The sequence below is a fragment of the Neobacillus sp. NRS-1170 genome (assembly GCF_050468025.1).
In genome coordinates, this window is record NZ_JBITPF010000006.1 from 89,920 (window position 1) to 111,954 (window position 22,035).

21 protein-coding genes, 1 pseudogene and 1 riboswitch are annotated in these 22,035 nt (G+C 39.0%); of the genes and pseudogenes, 16 read left to right on the forward strand and 6 right to left on the reverse strand.

What is annotated here, in order from left to right:
- The first annotated feature begins 7 nt into the window (after nt 1–7).
- Nucleotides 8–463 carry a (2Fe-2S)-binding protein gene (locus ACIFOT_RS01845; RefSeq protein WP_335716002.1) on the forward strand — a complete coding sequence of 152 codons (456 nt, stop codon included), beginning with the start codon at nt 8–10 and terminating at the stop codon, nt 461–463.
- A gap of 16 nt (nt 464–479) precedes the next feature.
- Here the strand turns inward: ACIFOT_RS01845 and ACIFOT_RS01850 are convergent, their stop codons facing one another.
- Nucleotides 480–2,543 (reverse strand): peptidoglycan D,D-transpeptidase FtsI family protein, encoded by a 2,064-nt coding sequence (locus ACIFOT_RS01850; RefSeq protein ID WP_430061108.1) that lies wholly within the window; start codon nt 2,541–2,543, stop codon nt 480–482.
- A gap of 270 nt (nt 2,544–2,813) precedes the next feature.
- Between ACIFOT_RS01850 and ACIFOT_RS01855 the strand changes: the two genes are divergently transcribed.
- The 5 genes from ACIFOT_RS01855 to pssA all read left to right on the forward strand — a co-directional run bounded on the left by ACIFOT_RS01855 (nt 2,814) and on the right by pssA (nt 7,541).
- Nucleotides 2,814–4,346, forward strand: a complete 1,533-nt coding sequence (locus tag ACIFOT_RS01855; RefSeq protein ID WP_430061110.1) for a carboxypeptidase M32 — start codon at nt 2,814–2,816, stop codon at nt 4,344–4,346.
- Between the two features lie 3 nt (nt 4,347–4,349).
- Nucleotides 4,350–4,991, forward strand: a complete 642-nt coding sequence (locus ACIFOT_RS01860; RefSeq protein ID WP_430061111.1) for a pyridoxamine 5'-phosphate oxidase family protein — start codon at nt 4,350–4,352, stop codon at nt 4,989–4,991.
- 268 nt (nt 4,992–5,259) lie between these two features.
- A complete protein-coding gene (locus tag ACIFOT_RS01865) occupies nt 5,260–6,042 on the forward strand; it encodes a TerC family protein (RefSeq protein WP_430061112.1) in 783 nt (260 codons plus the stop codon).
- Between the two features lie 98 nt (nt 6,043–6,140).
- On the forward strand, nt 6,141–6,803 hold the full coding sequence (locus ACIFOT_RS01870) for a phosphatase PAP2 family protein (RefSeq protein ID WP_430061114.1): 663 nt from the start codon (nt 6,141–6,143) through the stop codon (nt 6,801–6,803).
- 36 nt (nt 6,804–6,839) lie between these two features.
- Nucleotides 6,840–7,541: a CDP-diacylglycerol--serine O-phosphatidyltransferase gene (gene pssA / locus ACIFOT_RS01875; protein WP_335716008.1), complete on the forward strand. Its 702-nt coding sequence runs from the start codon at nt 6,840–6,842 to the stop codon at nt 7,539–7,541.
- Between the two features lie 72 nt (nt 7,542–7,613).
- Here pssA and qoxD read toward each other — a convergent pair whose 3' ends face one another.
- Genes qoxD through qoxA form a run of 4 tightly spaced genes read right to left on the reverse strand, consistent with a single transcriptional unit; the run spans nt 7,614 to nt 11,420 of the window.
- Nucleotides 7,614–7,907 (reverse strand): cytochrome aa3 quinol oxidase subunit IV, encoded by a 294-nt coding sequence (gene qoxD, locus ACIFOT_RS01880; RefSeq protein WP_430061116.1) that lies wholly within the window; start codon nt 7,905–7,907, stop codon nt 7,614–7,616.
- Between the two features lies 1 nt (nt 7,908).
- On the reverse strand, nt 7,909–8,514 hold the full coding sequence (gene qoxC, locus ACIFOT_RS01885) for a cytochrome aa3 quinol oxidase subunit III (RefSeq protein ID WP_430061118.1): 606 nt from the start codon (nt 8,512–8,514) through the stop codon (nt 7,909–7,911).
- Nucleotides 8,504–10,480: a cytochrome aa3 quinol oxidase subunit I gene (qoxB, locus tag ACIFOT_RS01890; RefSeq protein WP_430061120.1), complete on the reverse strand. Its 1,977-nt coding sequence runs from the start codon at nt 10,478–10,480 to the stop codon at nt 8,504–8,506. Before qoxB ends, qoxC begins: the two co-directional genes overlap by 11 nt.
- A complete protein-coding gene (qoxA, locus tag ACIFOT_RS01895; RefSeq protein WP_430061122.1) occupies nt 10,470–11,420 on the reverse strand; it encodes a cytochrome aa3 quinol oxidase subunit II in 951 nt (316 codons plus the stop codon). The genes qoxB and qoxA overlap by 11 nt, the downstream gene beginning before the upstream one ends.
- A 371-nt stretch (nt 11,421–11,791) precedes the next feature.
- On the opposite strand from qoxA, the gene ACIFOT_RS01900 reads away from it, so the two are divergent.
- The 4 genes from ACIFOT_RS01900 to ACIFOT_RS01915 all read left to right on the forward strand — a co-directional run bounded on the left by ACIFOT_RS01900 (nt 11,792) and on the right by ACIFOT_RS01915 (nt 15,762).
- Entirely contained in the window at nt 11,792–12,097 is a 306-nt protein-coding gene (locus ACIFOT_RS01900) for an iron-sulfur cluster assembly accessory protein (RefSeq protein WP_430061124.1), read from the forward strand.
- A gap of 240 nt (nt 12,098–12,337) precedes the next feature.
- The gene (locus tag ACIFOT_RS01905; RefSeq protein WP_430061126.1) at nt 12,338–14,053 is read left to right on the forward strand and encodes an ABC transporter ATP-binding protein; all 1,716 of its coding nucleotides are present in this window, start codon (nt 12,338–12,340) and stop codon (nt 14,051–14,053) included.
- A 651-nt stretch (nt 14,054–14,704) separates the two neighbouring features.
- Nucleotides 14,705–15,442: a Cof-type HAD-IIB family hydrolase gene (locus ACIFOT_RS01910; RefSeq protein WP_430061128.1), complete on the forward strand. Its 738-nt coding sequence runs from the start codon at nt 14,705–14,707 to the stop codon at nt 15,440–15,442.
- A 119-nt stretch (nt 15,443–15,561) separates the two neighbouring features.
- Nucleotides 15,562–15,762: a cold-shock protein gene (locus ACIFOT_RS01915; RefSeq protein ID WP_223587819.1), complete on the forward strand. Its 201-nt coding sequence runs from the start codon at nt 15,562–15,564 to the stop codon at nt 15,760–15,762.
- A gap of 61 nt (nt 15,763–15,823) precedes the next feature.
- Here the strand turns inward: ACIFOT_RS01915 and ACIFOT_RS01920 are convergent, their stop codons facing one another.
- Nucleotides 15,824–16,027: a hypothetical protein gene (locus ACIFOT_RS01920; RefSeq protein ID WP_430061130.1), complete on the reverse strand. Its 204-nt coding sequence runs from the start codon at nt 16,025–16,027 to the stop codon at nt 15,824–15,826.
- A gap of 261 nt (nt 16,028–16,288) precedes the next feature.
- Here ACIFOT_RS01920 and katA point away from each other — a divergent pair, with 261 nt between their 5' ends.
- From katA to ribB, 6 genes and pseudogenes are all read left to right on the forward strand, one after another.
- Nucleotides 16,289–17,758: a catalase KatA gene (katA, locus tag ACIFOT_RS01925; RefSeq protein ID WP_430061132.1), complete on the forward strand. Its 1,470-nt coding sequence runs from the start codon at nt 16,289–16,291 to the stop codon at nt 17,756–17,758.
- A 127-nt stretch (nt 17,759–17,885) separates the two neighbouring features.
- Nucleotides 17,886–19,109 (forward strand): CapA family protein, encoded by a 1,224-nt coding sequence (locus tag ACIFOT_RS01930; protein WP_430061133.1) that lies wholly within the window; start codon nt 17,886–17,888, stop codon nt 19,107–19,109.
- A gap of 97 nt (nt 19,110–19,206) precedes the next feature.
- Nucleotides 19,207–19,731: a CBO0543 family protein gene (locus ACIFOT_RS01935; protein ID WP_430061135.1), complete on the forward strand. Its 525-nt coding sequence runs from the start codon at nt 19,207–19,209 to the stop codon at nt 19,729–19,731.
- 147 nt (nt 19,732–19,878) lie between these two features.
- Nucleotides 19,879–20,343 (forward strand): GyrI-like domain-containing protein, encoded by a 465-nt coding sequence (locus tag ACIFOT_RS01940; RefSeq protein WP_430061137.1) that lies wholly within the window; start codon nt 19,879–19,881, stop codon nt 20,341–20,343.
- Nucleotides 20,344–20,435: 92 nt separating this feature from the next.
- Nucleotides 20,436–20,582: riboswitch (FMN riboswitch) on the forward strand.
- Between the two features lie 123 nt (nt 20,583–20,705).
- Nucleotides 20,706–21,365 (forward strand): riboflavin synthase, encoded by a 660-nt coding sequence (gene ribE / locus ACIFOT_RS01945; RefSeq protein ID WP_430061138.1) that lies wholly within the window; start codon nt 20,706–20,708, stop codon nt 21,363–21,365.
- Between the two features lie 15 nt (nt 21,366–21,380).
- A pseudogene (gene ribB / locus ACIFOT_RS01950) lies at nt 21,381–21,986 on the forward strand (3,4-dihydroxy-2-butanone-4-phosphate synthase); the annotation flags it as partial.
- Nucleotides 21,987–22,035 lie beyond the last annotated feature (49 nt).

Consider the following 22,035-nt stretch of genomic DNA (forward strand, 5'->3'; position numbering starts at 1 on the left):
GTGAAGCTTGAAATTTCATACAATCACGTTAAACATTAACGGAGAAAATCGAATGATTACCGTCAGGTCAGCTGATACTCTTTTATACACTTTGCGCGCGAAACTTGGCCTGACAGGTGCGAAGCCTGGATGTTTAAATGGTGATTGCGGAGCCTGTTCGGTGAACATCGATGGCTGGCCCATGAAATCTTGTTTAATGCTGGCCGTGGAAGCAATTGGGAAAAAGGTGACAACAATCGAAGGATTGCAAAATACTCCAATTCAACAAGCGTTTATTGAAAACTTCGCTTTCCAATGCGGCTACTGTACACCTGGTTTTATTATGAATTGTCATTCGTTAATTGAGCAGCAACCAGATGCAGATGACGAAACGATCAAGGAGTGGCTTGAATCGAATATTTGCCGCTGTACTGGTTATGCTGAAATTGAGCGGGCTGTTAAATCGGTGTTAAAAAAGAAATAGGGTGCCCCACGGCATCCTATTTCTTTTTCATTTGAAAATACATATCCAATACCCGGCGGCCGATCTTTAGGTTTGCTTTGTTATCCTCTTTACCTGCGTAAGCCCATGGGACCAATACGGCCATGGCCACTTCTGGATTTACACTCGGTGCATAACTGACTAAACTAAGGTTCATGACAGGAGGCGGCTCTTTCCCAAAACGGCTTCGAAGCGGTCCGTCATAGAAAGCTTCTGCAGTCCCGGTTTTACCTGCAGGAGCATAGGTAACACCGCTGAAAAATTTATAGGCTGTACCTCCAGGCTCCTGCATGACCTTTCTAAAACCTGTTTGTACGCGGTACATCCACATCTTTTTCGCATCAATCGTATTAAGTACTAGAGGTTGGATATCTTTTACAACTGCTCCAGGCTCATTGGACCCTTCGACCGGTTCACGAATTTGCTTTACCACATGTGGCTGCATCCGGTAGCCGCCATTGGCAATCGTCGAAACATACTGGGCTAATTGCATCGCAGAGTATGTATCATATTGGCCAATCACGAGGTCGAGTAAATAACCAGGTAGTTTGCTTTGTCCTTTTACACCCGTTTGCTCGTTCGGTAAATCAATTCCTGTTCTTGTACCGAGACCGAAAGAAGCAAATGAATTTCTGATGGTATCAAAAGCGGTATTATCAATTTTCAAAGGTTTATCATATTCATAATGTCCGTTACCAATTCTGATGGCTGTACGGAACATATAAACGTTGGAGGATTTCTTTAAGGCATTGATTTCGTTCAATTTCCCAAGGTAGGCATATGATTTTTTCAAGGGAGTGGCTTGAATTTTCAGACCGGCATCGTCAAATATGGTACCAGGAGAAATGGCCCCTGTTTTATACCCTGTTAAGACGGTGGCGCCCTTCACTGCAGATCCTACATTATAAGTGGTCGTGAATGTCCCCAGAGCATCATCCTCCATTTCTACTTTACCAGTTTCTTGATTTCTTTCAATCTTTTTACCTGACATGGCCAAGACTTCACCGTTTCTAGGATCCATTAACACCACATAAGCCCGGTCGGTCAGACTGGTTCCAGGAAATTGCTTTGCCGCCCAAAGTTCTTCTTCAATAATTTTATCAACCGCCATTTGTAGGTCCATATCAATGGTAAGGACAAGGTCATTTCCCTTTTTGCCATTCGTGATTATTTGGGTTTCAATCACATTTCCTGTTTTATCGGTAATATTTTTGACCTTGGACTTGTAGCCATGAAGAATATCCTCGTATTGCATTTCCAATTGGCTTTTACCTATCCGGTCATTTCGGCTGTAACCCTTTGCTAAATAATAATCCAATCTGTCGGCGGGCAGGCCTTCATCTGACTTTGTTACCTTTCCAAGCACGGATCTTAATGTGTTTTCGAACAAGTAGGTCCGATCCCAATCTGTTGTGGTGTCAACACCTGGAAGTGATTGAAGATTTTCACTCACGGCAGCAATTTCCTGCTCTGTTACGTTTTCATTTTTTATAATTTGCGGTGTGTATTTATACCCGCTATTAAATTCCCGATAAAGTGCAAGTACTTCCAGATCCTGATTGATTTCCTTCAATTCCAGAGGAGTTATCCGATCCCGCTTTAACTTATATAGATCACTATCGGTTAGTATTTTGGCTTCATATAATTCTTTTTCTTTTTTGGTAATCTTGTCATCAGCGCGCTTTGGATGCTTCAAAATCCAAAAATCCCGTTGATCGCGGTCTGTCACCTTATCTGTTTTCTTATCAATGAGTTTGGCTAGTTCTTCAGCTGTTTCAACCATTTCATTTTGACTGAACCCTTCATTGGTGAAGGTGATGGCGTTTTTTGGAATGTTATCAACAATAACTTTAAAATCACGGTCATACATTTTTCCTCTTGGAACCGGATTACTAACCGTTATATCCTCTTTTCTTTCTAAATCTCTTTTAAAATTTTCCCCATAGACAATCTGTACAAAGCCAAGTCGTAAAATAAGGATAGAAAATAGCAGAAATACACTAAAAAACAAAAAATTTAACCGAAAGGGAAAATGAGATTTTTTCTTTTTTTGCTTTTCCAAAGGTTTGCACATCCTTTACAAGCCAGTAAACATCCCACGATATTATTATTTTACGTTTCTCATCGATTTTATGTAAAGTATTTCCTGTTTCTCTAATAATTAGGGGGGTAATAATGCAGGTGTCGACAGAATTTTTTTAAACTGAATTTTTTGTCAACCAAAATATTTTCTAATTTTTTCCCTTATTGGAATTTTTAATTTATAATGAATTTGGATTGGTAATGTTCATCGACCAACCATTAAAAAAAGAAAATAGGGGGTCTACTACATATGGAACAGAAAGTAATTGATCCAGTTTTACAGAAGGCATTGGAACAATTTACAGCACTAGATGAAAAAATCACCCATTTTTCAAGTATCATAGGGTTGACTGATTGGGACCAAAAGGTCATGGCGCCGAAAAAAGGCAGAGCTATTTTCGCCAAAGCAACCGGTACTCTTAGAACTGAAGTGTTTAAGCTAATGGTATCAGGTGAAATGGGGGAACTGCTGGAAACCTTATCTAAACCAGAAAATGTAAAGGATTTAGACGACTATACGAAAGCAAAGGTCCGTGAATACAAAGCATATTATCAAAAATCAAAGAGCATTCCTGCCGATCTTTTTCAGGAATATAGCATCCTAACGGCTCAGGCGAATGATGCCTGGGAAGAAGCAAGAGCGAACAATGATTTTGCACAGTTCCTGCCTTATTTGGAAAAAATAGTAGCCTATAAGCGCAAGTTTGCTGAAATATACGGCTATGAGGAGCATCCTTACGATGCTTTATTAGACGAGTTTGAACCTGGTTTAACAGTAAAAAGACTAGATCCATTGTTTGCTAAGTTAAGAGAATCAAGTGTTAAACTCTTAGAGCGTATTCGAGAGAATGGAAAACGGACAATGGCTGAAGTTTTTCAACAGTCATATGAAATTGAAAAACAGAAAGAGTTTAATCGCTTTATTCTGCCGATCATTGGGTTTGATCTTGATGCCGGCCGGTTAGACGAAACTGTTCATCCATTTGCCCAAACTGTTAATACAGGGGATGTCCGATTAACGACTCGCTATTTAGAAAAAAATGTTCGCTCAGCCCTGTTCGGTACCATTCATGAAGCCGGCCACGGAATCTACGAGCAGCATATTAATCCTGAATTTGAAGAATCCATCCTTCAAAGCGGGGCATCGTTTGGAATTCATGAATCGCAATCAAGATTTTTAGAAAATATGGTCGGCCGCAGCAAGGAATTTTGGAAATTCTTTTACCCTAAACTGCAGGAGTATTTTCCAGCCCAGCTGAAGAATGTTTCCCTTGATGAATTTTACCGAGCTGTGAATTCGGTTGAGCCATCATTTATTCGTGTGGAAGCAGACGAATTAACCTATAATCTTCATATTATGCTGCGCTATGAAATTGAAAAAGCGTTGATTGCTGGAGAGATTGAGGCAAAAGACCTGCCTGTAATTTGGAACAAAAAAATGCAGGATTACCTTGGGATTACTCCAAGTACGGATACATTAGGCGTGCTGCAGGATGTCCATTGGTCCTTTGGCGGTATCGGTTATTTCCCTTCCTATTCTTTAGGAAACCTTTATGCTGCACAAATTCTTCGCACAATTCAAAATGACCTGCCTGATTTTTATAACCATATAGAAAATGGCAGATTTGACGTGATTCAAGGATGGTTAAAAGAAAATATCCATCAGTACGGCAAGCTTTACACGCCAAATGAATTAATCGTTAAGGTGACGGGTGAGGAATTAAACGCAGAATATCTTGTCGAGTATCTTGAGAAAAAATATGCTGAGGTATATGGATTTTAATTTATGATACCACGGACACTTGTTTTTAAAGACGTTATATCAACTTATGAAGAGCTTCGAAGTTGGATTGGCACGCCGAGTGAAAGAGCGAAAAAAAAGGTTATCCATTATATTGACGAACATTGTCAAAATTTTATTTCTTTGTCTCCTTTTCTAGTCATGTCAACCGCTGATAAAAAAGGAAATTGTGACGTTTCCCCAAGAGGGGATCACTCTGGCTTCGTCATGGTTTTAAATGAAAAACAGCTTCTGATCCCTGAACGACCCGGCAATAAGCGAGTGGACTCGATGAAGAATATTCTCGAAAACCCGCGTGTTGGCCTTCAATTTTTTATCCCAGGATTAGGTGAAACACTGAGGATAAATGGAAAGGCATGTTTAGTGAAGGATAATGATTTGTTGGAAAAAATGGCGGTGAATGGGAAAAGACCTCTTCTGGGGATAGGGGTTGAAGTTGAAGAATGTTTTATTCATTGTGCGAAAGCAATTTTACGCTCGGGGCTTTGGAAGCCGGAAATATGGAAGGATAAAGCCCTCCTTCCAAGGGCTGCAAAAATCTTAGCTGAGCACGCAAACATTGAAGGGGTTTCGGTCGATGAAATCGAAGCAAGCCTTATAGAAGGTTACAAGAATAGACTTTATTAAAATTGACATCTTGAATAAAATATCGTATATTAATAGTAATTAAATATTTCCTTTTTAAAGGGGAGTAGCTGCTACAATAAAGTCGTCATTCCGAGAATTTTATTCTCCGGCTTTATTGGCAACATTTACGTTGTTAGCAAGACCTTTACTTTACTGTAAAGGTCTTTTTGTATGCTTTTTTACATGGCCTTTACTGTATACAGTAAAGGCCTATTTTTATGGCATAAGGAGTATTTTGAAAAAATCTAACTTTAAGGGAGGAATTTTCATGGATTTAACGATTTTACTTGAGTATGGATGGGTATTATTGATTTTGGTTGCATTAGAGGGACTCTTAGCTGCCGACAATGCCTTGGTTTTGGCGATAATGGTAAAGCACTTGCCAGAAGAGAAGAGGAAGAAAGCATTATTTTACGGATTAGCAGGGGCGTTTGTGTTCCGTTTTGCTTCATTATTTGCGATTTCTTTCTTAGTCGATGTATGGCAGGTTCAAGCAATCGGTGCACTTTATTTATTGTTCATGGCTGGTAATCATATTTTCCGCAAGGTTGTAAAAAAGAAAGAGAATGAAAAGGATGGTAAGGTTCGTAAAGGCGGGGGCTTTTGGAGAACGGTCTTTATGGTGGAATTAGCGGATATTGCCTTCGCCGTTGATTCGATTCTTGCAGCGGTAGCGATGGCAGTTGTCCTTCCAGATACACCGCTTCCAGCAATTGGCGGACTTGATGGAGGAAAATTCCTGGTCATTTTTGCTGGCGGGATTATCGGATTAATCATTATGCGCTTCGCCGCAAATCAGTTTGTGAAGCTATTGGAAAAAAGGCCAGGTCTTGAAATTGCTGCTTTTACTATTGTCGGCTGGGTAGGCGTTAAGCTTGCTGTATATACTCTTTCACATCCCGAGCTTGCTATTTTAAATGAGGAATTTGCCCATTCAACTGCCTGGAAAATAAGCTTTTATATTGTATTAGCTGGTATTGCGGCAGCAGGCTGGTTTTTCTCGAAAGACAAGGAATCAAATCCGGTGAAAAAAGAACCAAAGGTTTCTTAAATGAGTGAAAGCAATTCCTCTATGAGGGGGATTGCTTTTTTACATTTTCTTCTTTTTCTGTTAAGGTGAAAATAAACTAGGGTGGAGGGAATTTTTTCATGATTTTAAGAGCCTATTTGATAATGGCTTTTATTGTTAGCGTTGTATGTATCATAGGCTTTAGTTTAATCTCCTTATTAATCAGCGACCAGAAAATAATCAGGTTTGATCGTTTGGTAATTCAGATGATTCAAGGACAAGAATCCCCTGGAATAACAAGCGTTATGAAGACGTTTACGTATATTGGTTCAGCAAACTTTGTTATCATTCTTAGTCTGTTGCTTATGTTTTTCCTTTATAAAGTACTCCATCATAGAATTGAACTTATTTTATTTATTACAGCCATCCTTGGTTCTGCTTGTATTAATGGGATTTTAAAGAATATTTTTCAGCGTGTCAGACCGGATTTGCACCGTTTGATTGAGATCGAGGGATACAGTTTTCCAAGCGGACATGCAATGAATGCTTTTACGGTTTATGGGATCATCACCTTTTTACTTTGGCGGCATATTCCGAATAAATGGGGAAGAAGTATTTTGATTGTCTTTAGTATTGTGATGATCCTTTCAATTGGTATTAGCCGCATTTATTTAGGGGTACATTATCCAAGTGATGTTATCGGCGGTTATTTTGCCAGTGGATTTTGGCTGGCAGTATTAATATGGTTTTTCCAATTTTACAAGGAAAAACGGTATAATAAGAAATATAAAAGCGAGATATGAGGTTGAGAACTGAAAGCTTCGCGGTTAAAAATTGGAGTGATACATATTATTAGAAATAGTATACCTAACTTATTTACACTGTTAAATTTATTTTGCGGTTTCTTGTCGGTGATGTATTCGGCACAAGGTGATTATAAAAATGCGGCCATCCTTATCTTAATAGGGATGATGCTGGATAGTATGGATGGTCGGATTGCGCGAATGCTGAGGGTCGAAAGTGAACTGGGGAAAGAGCTTGATTCATTGGCGGACATTGTCACCTTTGGTGTGGCACCTGCGATGATGGCATATTATTCCTATTTTTCTTATTTTGGGATACCAGGCATGGCGATTTCCGGTCTTTTCCCGTTATTCGGAGCTTATCGATTGGCAAGGTTTAATATTAATGCGGTGAAATCGTCACTTAAATATTTCACAGGTGTCCCGATAACCGCGGCAGGCGGTCTGTTGACATTGTTAACAACGTTTCAATGGAAGATGCCTGAAATTATCCTGCCTATTTCGTTTTTTGTCTTATGTTATTTAATGGTTAGTACGATTAAAATACCGAGTCTAAAGGATATCCCGCTGCCAAAATACGGGATCATCATCACGCTTTTCTTAGGATATGCCATTTATTTCGTGTTTAAAAAAGAACAGTACCGGTTTCCATACTTCATATATGTGGCGATTCCTTTATATGTCGCTTTTATCAGCTACCAGCTTGTAAGGACAAAACGAAAACGAAATCCAAAATAACAAAAGGGTGTCAGGCACCATTGTGAATATTTCAATGGTGCCTGATACCCTTTATTTTTACGTTTTTTCTTATTACATCCCGAAAGACATAACCCAAATCGAACCTGCAACTGTGATGACTGCGATGAAGAAGCCGTAAGCTACGTTGATTACCTGTGATTTTCCATCTTCGCCTTCGTTCATATGCATGAACATGTATAACTGAAGACCTGCTTGAATGACGGCAAGCGATCCAATAATCCAAAGTATAGTTTTAAAGGGAAGGGAGGTTTTGATGGCAACTCCTAGTGCTGCAAAGGTAAGCACCAGTGACATAATAAATCCGATTACATGTGTGACTGGAAATCCTTTATGATTTTTCTCCATCTTACGCCACCATCCTTGCTAAATAAACAAATGTAAAGATAAAGATCCACACAACGTCCAAGAAGTGCCAGTATAACCCGATGATAAATGTCTTTCTTGCAGTAACTGGCGTTAAACCTCTTCGGAAAATCTGAATGATGACCATAGTGGCCCAGCCAATCCCCATGGAAACGTGAAGCCCGTGTGTTCCTAGTAATACAAAGAAGCTTGATAAGAACGCACTAGTTTGCATTGTTGCGCCTTCATGGACATAATGAATGAATTCTGTTATTTCCATGAAAACAAACCCAGCCCCAAGTAAAAGAGTGATGATGAACCAAAGTAACAATCCATTACGGCTACCGCGGCGCATTTCATAGATTGCGAGACCGCAAGTGAAACTGCTCGTTAACAGAAGGATGGTTTCTACCATGACAACCTTAATTTCAAAAAGGTCCTTAGGGGTAGGCCCGCCAGCATAGCGGGCATTTAGAACAGAAAAGACAGCGAATAATGTTCCGAATAGGATGATTTCGGCACCAAGAAAAATCCAGAATCCCAAAATATTCATTCTGTTTTGTTCTGTTTGATATTCAAGCGGCAAAGCAGTATTGATGTTAGCTGACATGGTTGTTCACCCCTTTATTCACACTTCTCCATGCCTTTTCAGTTTTCTTGATTTCATCTTTATGAACGTGGAATCCATCATTATAATCGAATGACCGGATAATCAACCCAGCAAGGATTCCGACTGTTGCTACAAGAGCTGCAATCTTCCATTCGAAAACCAGGAAGAATCCGGTGATTCCAAAGACAACACCCATATAAAATGGCAGACCTGAATTGCTTGGCATATGGATTTCTTCTACTTCTTCATCTTTTAAGGTTAAACCTTCATTGTGCTTCTTCATATACCAGAAGGCATCGATTGATTTTACTTCTGGAAGTTTAGCAAAATTATAGAATTGAACTGGAGAAGCGGTAGCCCACTCAAGTGTACGTGCATCCCATGGATCGTTTGAGATATTACGGTCTGCATATCTTGCGCTCCAGTAAATGTTATAGCAAAGGGCACCAAAGCCAATCGCTAGAATAACGGCACCAATCGTTGATAATAGGAATAACGGAGCATAACCAGATTCAGCAGAATAGGTGTAAGAACGTCTAACAGCCCCATCTAATCCTAGGAAGAACATTGGCATAAACGTTAAGTTAAATCCAATTGTAAAGAACCAGAAATGAATTTTACCAATTTTTTCATTTAACATGTGTCCAAACATCTTAGGCCACCAGTAATAAAGACCGGCAAATACGGCAAATACTACACCCGGTATTAATACATAGTGGAAATGGGCCACAAGGAAAAGGGTATTATGGTACTGATAATCGGCTGCACCCATTGCCAGCATAACCCCGGTAACACCACCGATGACAAAGCATGGGATGAATGCAAGTGCCCAAAGCATCGCAGTTGTTAATTCAATTCGGCCTTTCCGCATCGTAAACAGCCAGTTAAACATTTTAACACCAGTTGGAATGGCAATCATCATCGTCGTAATGGAGAAGACTGAGTTTACTGCAGGTCCGGCACCCATCGTAAAGAAATGGTGAACCCAAACTAGCATACTTAAAAATGCAATACCGACGATTGAAAATACCATTGAATTATATCCAAACAACCTTTTACGTGAGAAGGTTGAGATAACTTCTGAGAACATCCCGAAAGCAGGGAGTACAACGATATATACTTCTGGGTGACCCCATAGCCAGAACAGGTTCGCCCACATCATATCCATTCCCCCGCCTGAGATCGTAAAGAAATGGGTACCGAAAATACGGTCAAAGGTCATCAACGCAAGAGCAACGGTAAAGATAGGGAATGATGCGACAATAATGACCGAAGCAATAAATGATGTCCAAGTGAACATTGGCATTCTCATTAATGTCATGCCTTTAGTTCTCATCTTTAAAATGGTAACAATAAAGTTAATACCTGTCATCAATGTCCCGATCCCAGCAATCTGCAGGGCAACCGCATAATAGTTATTACCAATCCCAGGCGTAAACTCTTTACCGGCAAGAGGGAAGTATGCCGTCCAGCCAGCATCTGGAGATCCGCCGACAACGAACGAAATATTAAATAGCATCGCACCGCTGAAGAACAGCCAAAAACTTAAGGCATTCAATTGCGGGAAGGCAACGTCACGAGCCCCAATTTGCAGCGGAACGACCACGTTCATTAAACCAATTAACAATGGCATTGCTGCGAACAAAATCATGATAACGCCATGAGTCGTAAAGATTTCATTATAATGTTGTGCATCTAAAAATTTCATTTCAGGGCGGGAGGTTTGTGCCTTCATTAACAGACCATCAACACCACCGCGGAAGAACATCAATACACCTGAAAGGATGTACATGATCCCAATTCGCTTATGGTCAACAGTTGTCAGCCATTCGCGCCACAGCCATTTCCATTTTTTTAAATAGGTTATACCAGCAACTATACCAACCATAGTTAAAACTATAGCAATCTGTGAACCTAGGATTAATGGGTTTCCTACAATGAAAAAGTCATGCCAATTAATTCCCATTGTGTTCACCTCCGTTAGAGTCATTCATTTCCGTGTTGTTTTCTTCATCTTTAAAAATCTTACCTTGAACTCCGTGAACCTTGTATAACTCAGGATTTGTATAAGTTTTCGAATTCATTTTCCCATGGTCGACCCATGCTAAGTGGGTGCCAGTAAATGTTTCACGTCCTAAGTGAGTTGGTTTTAAAAGCTCATTGTATTTTTTCTCTGTAAGCTTAGGAGCGTTTGTTTTTACTTCTTTAACCCATTTTTCAAAGTCTTTAGAGGATTTTGCTTCAACAGTAAATTCCATATCGGCATATCCCTTCCCGTTAAAGTTCGTATTTCTTCCTAAAAATTCACCAGGATTATCAGCAGTCAAATAAAGCTCTGTTTCCATTTTGTTCATCGTATATTTTTGACCGCCAAGTGCAGGAACCCAAAAGGATTGCATAGTTCCAGCAGAGGTTAATTTAAACTTAACCGGTGTCCCAGCGGGAATGTTAACATAGTTCACAGTTTCAATGCCTTGCTCAGGATAGCTGAAGATCCATTTCCAATCAGCTGAAGTGACATTGATGGTAATTGGCTTTTTATCTTCATAGCCTGCAGGCACTTTTTCTAGTTTATAAATGGTATTTACAGTAGGGATTGTTAAAGCAATAACAATCAAAATCGGGATGGCAGTCCAAATGATCTCTAATTTTGTACTGCCGTGCTCTTCAGGTGGCACGTAGTCTTTATTCTTTGGTGTAGCACGGTACTTCCAAACAATGTACCCGAATAATCCGAAAACAACGACAACCACAATCAGCATTAAAACGAGTGACCAGTTTATCAAACCAAGAATGTCTCTGGCAGCAGGACCTTTTGGGTCGAATACCACCATTTTGTTGCAGCCACTTAATAATAAGACAGGCAGGAAAGCCAACAGGGGGATTAAATAGCCCTTTTTAAACATTGTAAAGCTCCTCTCAGGCAAATTGTTCATTTTTTCACAATCCTTACGTGAATTCATTCACAAACTTCAATAGGATAACTCCGTTTTTAAAAAAATTCAAGCAAAAAATCCAATTAAACTAATTATTATTTTAGATTAATTTTCGGATTAAGTTTCCTCTTTCACAATATTACCAAGATGTCTATGATGATAATATAGGTTTTTAAAAAAAGTTGTGACAAATTTGTTAAGGATTTAAAATGCTAATCATGGAATAGTTTGGAAATATAATTCCACAGCTTTAATCATTGTTGAAAAATGGCTTAAAATTGTCTATTTTAGAATAATAATGAGATAATGTTAATACTACATAGAAAGAGGAGACAGGTACGATGAAAGTCAAAATTAATCGAATTGCAGCCAAAGCATTGAAAAAAATGATGGATGTGGAAGAAGCAGAAGGAAAAATGTTCCGCGTATACGTCACCAGTATTCATGGAGATCATGCGCACTATGATTTAATGCTTGATACGCCAACTGAAAAGGATGAAGTTGTTAGAACCGATAAGGATATTGATTTTATACTCGATAAAAACGATGAGTACTTGGATGGCGTATGGATTCAATACTTCCAAGTGCCAAAAGAGGAATGGGTCATTACCAATCCATCAAAAGGCAGCCATCACCATCATCATTAAAAAAATTGCTTGGTGCTAAACCGATTTTTGCCATTAATGAGGTCTTAATTAAGGACATTTTGGATGAAAACAAGACCAATTTTGTCCTTAAGAGGCCTTAAATTCAGCCCGCCTAAAAAAATGCTCACCTAAAAAAATTCCCCCAAAAAACGCTTTAGTCTTATTTTCAAAAATATTGAAATTGTTCATAATTTTTACATATAATCCTATTATTGCTACTTTTGAACAAAGGAGAATGGTATGATTCGGCGCTTCTTTTCTTATTATTTACCCCACAAAAGGCTATTTATTTTAGATTTTAGCAGTGCAGTGGTGGTTGCAGTATTAGAATTAGCATTTCCGCTCGCAGTCAAGTGGTTTATTGACGTACTGCTGCCTGGAGGAGATTGGCCGTCCATTGTTTCGGTTAGTATTGGATTATTCCTGCTTTACTTATTAAGTACATTTCTGCAATTTGTCGTCAATTATTGGGGGCATAAGCTTGGGATTAATATTGAAACGGATATGAGGCAAGAACTGTTTGAGCATGTACAGAAGCAGTCGTTTCGCTTTTTTGACAATACCAAAACCGGGCATTTAATGAGCCGGATAACAAATGACTTATTTGATCTCGGAGAACTTGCCCATCACGGGCCTGAAGATGTCTTTATTGCGGTTATGACGTTCATCGGGGCATTCTGGATTATGCTTACCATAAACGTTAAGCTGGCCCTCGTTTCTATTTTAGTTCTTCCATTATTAATCTTACTTGTGATTGTTTGTAATTTGAAAATGAACAAGGCGTGGGGGCAAATGTATTCAAGCATCGCTGATGTTAATGCCCGCGTCGAGGATAGTGTTTCTGGAAGCCGTGTCGTTCAATCGTTTACAAATGAAGAATTTGAGATTGCTAGATTTAGAAAAAATAATCAACGATACCGCGCTGCTAAGCTTGGGGGATACCGAGTTATGTCCTTCAGTTTATCAGGCATTTACATGATGACAAGACTAATTACGATTATCGTTTTAGTTTACGGTGCGTGGTTAAGCTTTTCAGGACAGCTTTCCTACGGGGAACTGGTAGGATTTGTACTCTATGTTAATGTCCTTTTTAATCCAATTGATAAAATTAGCGCAATAATGGAACTGTACCCAAAAGGAATGGCTGGATTTAAACGGTTTATCGAGTTAATCGATGATGAGCCGGATGTAAAAGATACAGAAGGCGCCGTTAGAGTTTCTGCACTTAATGGCAAAATTACCTTTAATGAGGTTTCATTTCGCTATGACATGCAAAAACCCGTGCTAGAAAAAATAAATCTAAATATATTTGCTGGCGAGACTGTTGCCTTTGTCGGTCCATCTGGCGCAGGGAAAACAACAATTTGCTCGCTGATTCCCAGATTTTATGATGTTAACAGCGGCGCTATTTTCATCGATGGACTTGATATTCGGAATATGACAAAAAAATCATTGCGGTCACAAATTGGCATTGTTCAACAAGATGTATTTCTTTTTACAGGAACACTCAGGGAAAATATTGCGTATGGAAAACATGAGGCAACCGATAAGGAAATCGTAGAAGCGGCCCGCCGCGCCCATCTTGAAAAATTTATTGCTTCCCTTCCAGATGGATACGAAACACAAATTGGGGAAAGAGGTTTAAAGCTTTCCGGTGGTCAAAAACAACGAATTGCCATTGCTAGGATGTTCCTGAAAAACCCGCCAATTTTAATATTGGATGAAGCAACTTCTGCACTTGATACAGAAACGGAATTGGTAATTCAAGAAGCCTTGACAGAACTCGCGCAAAATCGAACGACATTAATCATTGCCCATAGGCTGGCAACGATCCGAAATGCCGACAGAATCATCGTCGTGACCGAGGACGGCATAGCAGAAGAGGGCCGTCATGATGAACTGATTGAGCAGGGAGGAATTTTTGCCAATCTCCACCGTGTGCAATACCAGCAATAATTTGAAACTGCAAATTAATCACAGTCAGGCTATCGAAAAACTCTCGATAGCCTTTTATTTTATTTGTGTCCTTTAGTAATTCACCGTGTTAATTTGTTATATTATTAGTAATAAATTTTATAGTTTTTAACATGTCTGTTGATTGGCTCTCCAGGCACTTCGCTTTCCGAGGGCGTTGTCGGGGAGCCTCCTCGTCGCTGCGCTCCTGCGGGGTCTCCCCTGCCCCGTAATCCCGCAGGAGTCTTAGTGCCTTCCGCGCCAATCAACAGAGTGTTTTTTAATGGGAAAAATGCTTTATAAATTTTAAAAGGAGAAAATTTAGCGCAGCTATGCAGTTTAAAAGAACTGAAAGGTTTCGAAACTGCCGGTAAAGGGGATTAAAGCATGTATGAGAACAGGCCCTCCCTACTAAGCTTGTCAAAAATATAAAATAAGTTGCAACTCATTTAGCCAGAAAGAATAGGTGTGTTGCAATAATTTTGGTTGAAATCAACAGGACTATTTGCAGGGACAATCAATAAATTTGGAATTTAGTTTCTGATAAAATCGCAGTTTTTTTCTTATTCATACAGTCAAGAAATTTTGATTTTTATTCATAAAAAGTGTTTACTTAAACAATGAAAACATTTGAAAGGGGAAAGTTATTTCGAAATGGATACTGACATTAAACTGATTGCTCTGGATATGGACGGGACACTATTAAACAACAAAGGAAAAATTTCAGAAGAGAATAGGCAGGCAATTAAGGAAGCACAAGAAAAGGGCATTTTTGTAGTTCTAAGCACAGGCCGTTCTTTGCTCACCAGCAGGGAACACGCTGACGCTCTTGAACTCACATCCTATTTGGTTACTGTAAATGGCAGCGAAATATGGGATGAAAAACGCGAAATAGTTGAAAGAAATCTTGTTAAATCGGAGCTTATCGAGTGGATGTGGGAGTTATCTAAACAGCATAAAACAAAATTCTGGGCAATCAGCACCGAACGCAATTGGCATGATGATATGCCTGAGGATTTACATACTAAGGAATGGTTAAAATTTGGCTTTAATATCGAGGATGATGCAACAAGAGAGCTGATTAAAAAAGAATTACAGGCTAAAGGGGAGTTCGAACTAAGCAATTCCACCTTAAAAAACATCGAGGTAAATCCATCGGGAATCAATAAAGCAAAAGGACTCAAAATTGTCTGCGAACGCCTAGGGATACAAATGAATCAAGTGATGGCAGTCGGGGATAGTCTAAATGATATGGCGATGATTACAGAGGCCGGACTTGGGGTGGCAATGGGTAATGCCCAGGAGACGGTCAAACAGGCTGCTGATTGGATTACATCAACAAATGAAGAGGATGGAGTTGCCAAAGCCATTCGCAAATGGGTGCTTAAATAAGAAAATTTTCATGTTTTGGAATAAAGATTGTATAGGAAGAAAAAGGATTGGTAAAAATAATCAAGCAAGTATAATTTGCAAAAAAATGTTATGGCTACATGCTAGGAGGCTACAAAGAAATGGAAACAGGTAGAGTAAAATGGTTTAACGGTGAAAAAGGTTTTGGATTCATTGAGCGCGAAGGCGGCGATGATGTATTCGTTCACTTCTCAGCAATTCAAGGTGAAGGCTACAAAACCTTAGATGAAGGTCAAGAGGTTACGTTTGAAATCGAAAATGGACAACGTGGACCACAAGCGGTTAACGTCCGTAAATCATAAGTAACATTAAAAAAACAGACTCAGGTTACTGAGTCTGTTTTTTTAATGTATTAGCCTTTCATTATACTCCCATTTTTCTGCGTGAGTTGCTTACTTTTTTCGTTTGCTGGCTTGTTAGTTTTTTCGTCGCTTGAGAACCGCTCATATTCCCACTTCCAGCGGCTGCCTTGCTCTTTTTGTTTTCTAGCTGCTGTTTCATAGCTTCTTGTAAGCTAATTTTCTTTTTTTGTGTTTCAGCCGGATTTACTTGATTGGATTCTGACATAATTGCCTCCTAAAATAGATGATAAATACAGTATAATCTATTTTTTTACATATTAAAATTTTATATATACAAATTTTTTGGATGTTCTTCCTTAATTTTGGAATAACGTCCTTTCTTTTTAATCCTATGTAATAGTGTGTGTACATGTTTAATAATTGATATTAAATATTAAATTATAATAATTACAAATTAATATTGATTTTAATAAAATTTATATTATAATTTAGTCAATGGTTCAAAAATTGTTTACGAGGTGATCAAATGAGTAATGAAAACAAACACTTAACAACAGGAACTGGAGCACCAGTTGGTGATAATCAAAATTCAATGACAGCAGGGTCACGGGGACCAACATTAATCCAAGATGTTCATCTCCTTGAAAAATTGGCCCATTTTAACCGGGAGCGTGTACCTGAGCGTGTTGTTCATGCAAAAGGGGCTGGTGCGCATGGTTATTTTGAAGTGACAAATGATATGTCAAAATATACAAAGGCTAAGCTATTTAACGGTGTTGGAAAGAGAACACCTATGTTTATCCGTTTCTCAACCGTTGCTGGTGAGTTAGGTTCTGCAGATACCGTTCGTGATCCCCGCAGCTTTGCGGTGAAGTTTTATACAGAAGAAGGTAATTACGACCTTGTTGGAAATAACACACCTATTTTCTTTATTCGTGATGCGATTAAATTCCCAGATTTTATCCATACACAAAAAAGAGATCCAAAAACCCACTTGAAAAATCCAAATGCAGTTTGGGATTTCTGGTCATTGTCACCTGAATCGCTGCACCAGGTCACATATTTAATGGGAGACCGCGGACTTCCAGCAACCTTAAGACATATGAATGGCTACGGCAGTCATACCTTTAAGTGGGTCACTGCTGAAGGTGAAGCAGTTTGGGTGAAATATCACTTTAAGACAGAGCAAGGCGTTAAAAACATGGCAGCTGATGTTGCAGGTAAAATAGCAGGCGAGAATCCTGATTATCATACTGAAGACCTATTTAATGCGATTGAAAAAGGCGACTTCCCTGCTTGGAGATTGCATGTTCAAATTATGCCATTTGAAGATGCCTATAAATACCGCTTTGACCCATTTGATGTGACAAAGATTTTGTCTCACAAGGATTATCCGCTGATTGAGGTAGGACGCATGGTGCTTAATCGCAATCCTGAGAACTATTTTGCAGAAGTGGAGCAGGCAACCTTCTCGCCTGGAACAATGGTACCAGGAATCGAGGCATCACCAGATAAAATGCTTCAAGGGCGCTTATTCGCTTATTCCGATGCCCATCGTTACCGCGTTGGCTCGAACCACAATCTATTGCCGATTAACCGTCCAAAGGTTGAAGTGAATAACTATCAACGTGACGGTGCGATGCGTTCCGACAACAATGGCGGAGGTTCCATTTATTATGAACCGAACAGCTTTAGCGGACCAAAGGAAGCACCAGAACAAAAGCAAACGGCCTTTCAGGTTACAGGTGCAGCTGAACAGGCAGCATATGATCAAAACGATCATTACACTCAAGCTGGGGATCTTTATCGACTAATGTCTGCGGATGAGCGGACACGTTTAGTAGAAACAATCGTTGGGGCGATGAAGCCTGTCGAAAGAGATGATATTAAGCTCCGTCAAATCCAGCATTTCTACAAAGCTGACCCGGAGTATGGCGAGCGGATAGCAAAAGGGCTAAATCTGGCCATTCCCCAGGAAGTTAAATTTATCTATTAAACTATTAAGACCGTTCAGTTACTGAGCGGTCTTTTACATTAAAAATATCTAAAAAATTCAACAAAATACGACAGTATTTTCCTTTTTCTCCTATTAAACTTATTGATAAAGTCAGGGGGGGAGAGAATTGCTTAAATATAAAATCTTGGTCATCATGTTGATTTTTATAGGTGGTCAAGTACTATTACACTCAACGGCCTATGGCAAACAATACATAACCTACGAAAAAAAATCGTTTTTCAATTTTTATGCGGATAAGCTTTTTGAAAGAATTAATAAACAAATTCATTCCATGGATAGGGAGCCTTCCTATTATGATCAACTTTTGGCTCTCCAGCAAACACCCTATAATATCTCCGTTAAACAGAAGGTAGCTTCAACAGTCATAGAGGAACCAATTCGGTTAACGTTTGCAGGGGATGCGATGTTTGATTGGTCAGTAAAGCAAACAGTAAAACAAAAAGGAGCGGATTATCCTTTCGTATATATTAAAACGGAACTTGCTTCCAGTGATTTAAGCGTAGTCAATCTAGAGACATCCATTACCACCGGAGGGACTAAGCAAGGGAAACAATATACTTTTCGTTCAGACCCAATTGCGTTATCAGGATTAAAGAACGCGGGGTTTCAACTCGTTAGTCTGGCCAACAATCATTCGCTTGATTTTGGGCTACAAGGGTTTACGGATACAGTCTTCAATTTAAAGCAATATCAATTGGATTATGTCGGCGGTGGTTTGAACAAAGACGAAGCGTATGCAGCCAAATCCTACAGCATAAAAGGGAAAATAGTTAAAATACTGGCTTTCTCAAAGGTTCTGCCTGATTTTAGCTGGGTAGCGACAACTTCAAAACCTGGTCTAGCGAATGGTTATGATATCAGTCTGATCAATCGGACCATTCAAACAGAAAAAGTGGACGCCGATTATTTATTCGTGTTTATCCACTGGGGCATTGAAACGAAGCGCACTCCTGAACCCTTCCAGCGAGAATGGGCAAAGTTAATGATTGATGCAGGTGCGGACGGGGTCATTGGAAGTCATCCACATGTGCTGCAAGGCTTTGAATATTATAAAGACAAACCGATTGCCTATTCGCTCGGAAATTTCCTTTTTCCAAACTATATAAAAGGGAATGCAGCGCAAACGGGTGTATTACACTTGGATATAAAGAATGAAAAAATTGGGATGACGTTTGTGCCTTATCGTATCTCTAACGATCAAATTGTAAAACAAAATGATCGGGAACAACTTACAGTTTGGAATGAACTCCAACGAATTTCCTTCGGTGATTTGCAAATTCAAGATGGGATGATTAAAGACCCGGCTAGCGTTGCTATAGCAGGAGACTAGTGAAGCAGAGGTAATTTATTTACCTCTGTTTTTTATGTGATTAATTTACAATTTACTGGAAAAAATACAGGTAATTAGAATGTGAAGGAGCAGTCATGTGAATCTGAACGTGATGTATGGGGCCATTTTTATTTTTTCAGCAATAAAATGGGGTGATTGGAAAAATTGGGGGACCTATTACCCTACCTTTCTTTTCTTGATGGTTGGGGATTTGGTGTATCAGTTTTTATTTTTTAAACATAGCATGTGGGAATATGTTCCGATTGGAAGCGATAAATTATGGGCAAAGCACACACATATTGCTTTCTTAGTTATGTTAATAAAATATCCTGTGACAATCAGTATTTTTCTCGGCCATATGCCTAAGGCGGTTTGGAAAAAAATGCTTCATATCCTCGCTTGGACTCTTGTCTATACGATAAATGAATACACAGATCTGAAATTAGGAGCCATGGTCCATAAAAACGGCTGGAATTTATGGTGGTCTGCATTTTTTAGCTTTGTTATGTTTTCTGTTTTGGCTGTCCACTATAAAAAACCATGGTTAGCTTGGATCCTATCAGCGATATATGCTACTTTCCTATGGAATATATTTAATATTTCACAAAATATTTTGAAATAACTTCTTTCGCGCGCAACCTAGGACAACATAGGTTGTTTTTTTAATGGAAATTTTAATGAAATATTATATTAACCGAATTATTAAGGAGGGATTTGAGTACTAAATTTAGAATATTAATAATATGATGATTTTAAGGGGGGGATTTGCTTGGGAATCCAAGTTGTAGAAAAAGAAGAGATAAAAGTAGTTGGAATTTCTTGGAGTGGAACTTATTCAGAAGCTGAGCTCATTCCGAGTCTATTTAAAGAGATGGAGAATCGTTTAAGCGAAGTTCCCCATCAAACGGAAGAACCAGTGTTGATTGCGCCGTTTCATAGCAGGGAAACGGAGTTTACCTATTATGTCGCGAAACCTGTAGAAAAAATTGAAGCCATCCCAGAAGGCATGGTGGGATTTACTATCCCGCGAAAAAACTATGTCGTTGGTGTCCATAAGGGCAGACCCGAAGAAGTTAAGAATACATATCTTCAAATGTTCGAATGGATGAAGGAATATGGCTATGAACAGGATCATTATGCTTTAAGTTTAGAAGTCTATAAAGAAGAACATAAACAACAAAATGCGAATGGTGATCTCCATTTTGAAATCTTATTACCTGTGAAAACATATTAAAATAATATGACATTCCAGAATTTTTCTGAAAATAGGAGTCCTTTCCCTTTACTCTTTTATTAAAGTATACTACTATAGAAAGTATATTTTAATAATTCCTTCGGGGTAAGGTGAAATTCCTAACCGGCGGTGATGAAGCGATGCTTCTTAGTCCGTGACCCGGTTAACGTACTCGTTAAACGGTGGATCTGGTGAAATTCCAGGGCCGACAGTTAAAGTCTGGATGGGAGAAGGAAAAAACAGGATTATGAAAATGGCAAAAATTGCCTATTTCTAAGCCTTACTTTCCTATTGTCTTTATTTTACCCTGAAGAGAAAATTCTTCAGGGTTTTTTGTATTCCTTAATAAAGGAGAAGAAAAAATGTTTACCGGAATTATTGAAGAAATTGGGTCAATCTTAAATATTCAGAGGACAGGAGAATCGTTTGTATTAACCATTGACGCGAAAAGAATTCTTGAAGACGTCCATCTTGGTGATAGTATTGCTGTTAATGGTGTATGTCTGACTGTGACCTCCTTCTCGGGAAATCGCTTTACTGTTGATGTAATGCCGGAAACCGTTAGGGCTTCGAGTTTAAATATGGTTAAACGTGGTTCTAAAGTCAACCTTGAAAGAGCAATGGCTGCTGGAGGAAGGTTTGGTGGTCACTTCGTTTCAGGGCATATTGATGGAACAGGAATCATTAAAAGCAAAAAAGCATTAGAAAATGCCGTATATTATGAAATTGATACAGACCCCGAATTATTAAGATATATCATTGTAAGAGGATCTATAGCAGTTGATGGGACTAGCCTTACCGTTTTTGCAGTTTCCGAAAATAGCTTTACCTTATCTTTAATCCCGCATACCCTTGGTGAAAGTATATTAGGGCAAAAAGACTCTGGTGATATCGTTAATTTGGAATGCGATATGATTGGCAAATACGTGGGGCATTTTATGAATAATCTTGGAAAAAATAATCAGAACAAAAGTAGTGGAGGGATTTCCGCTAAATTTTTAGAAGAAAACGGCTTTTATTAAAAGGAGTGATTATCCGTGTTTGATACCATTGAAGCAGCAATTTCCGATTTAAAAGAGGGAAAAGTGATCATTGTTTGTGATGACGAGGGTCGGGAAAATGAAGGAGATTTTTTGTCCCTTGCTGAATATGCGACACCAGATGTCATCAATCTTATGGCTATCCATGGAAGAGGCCTTATATGTGTTCCAATTGACCAAGAACTGGCACAAAAGCTGGAACTTGATCCGATGGTTTCAAAAAACACGGACCCGCATGGAACCGCCTTTACCGTAAGCATTGACCATAAATTTTCAACTACAGGAATTTCAGCATTTGAACGTTCAGCAACGATCCTAAGCATGATTGATCCAGAATCAAATCCAGAAGATTTTAAAAGACCGGGGCACATTTTTCCACTTGTCGCAAGAAATGGCGGAGTTCTTAAGCGAACAGGACATACCGAAGCGGCCGTAGACCTAGCCAAACTATGCGGCTCAGCGCCTGCGGGAGTCATTTGTGAAATTATGAATGAAGACGGAACGATGGCTCGTGTCCCAGAACTCCGTAAAATTGCTGATAAATTAAAGGTAAAAATGATTACCATTGAAGATTTAATTAAATACCGAAAGAATAAAGAAAAAGATACTGCAAACAAATTCTAAAGAAATAAATTTTTTTAGAAATTGGTGA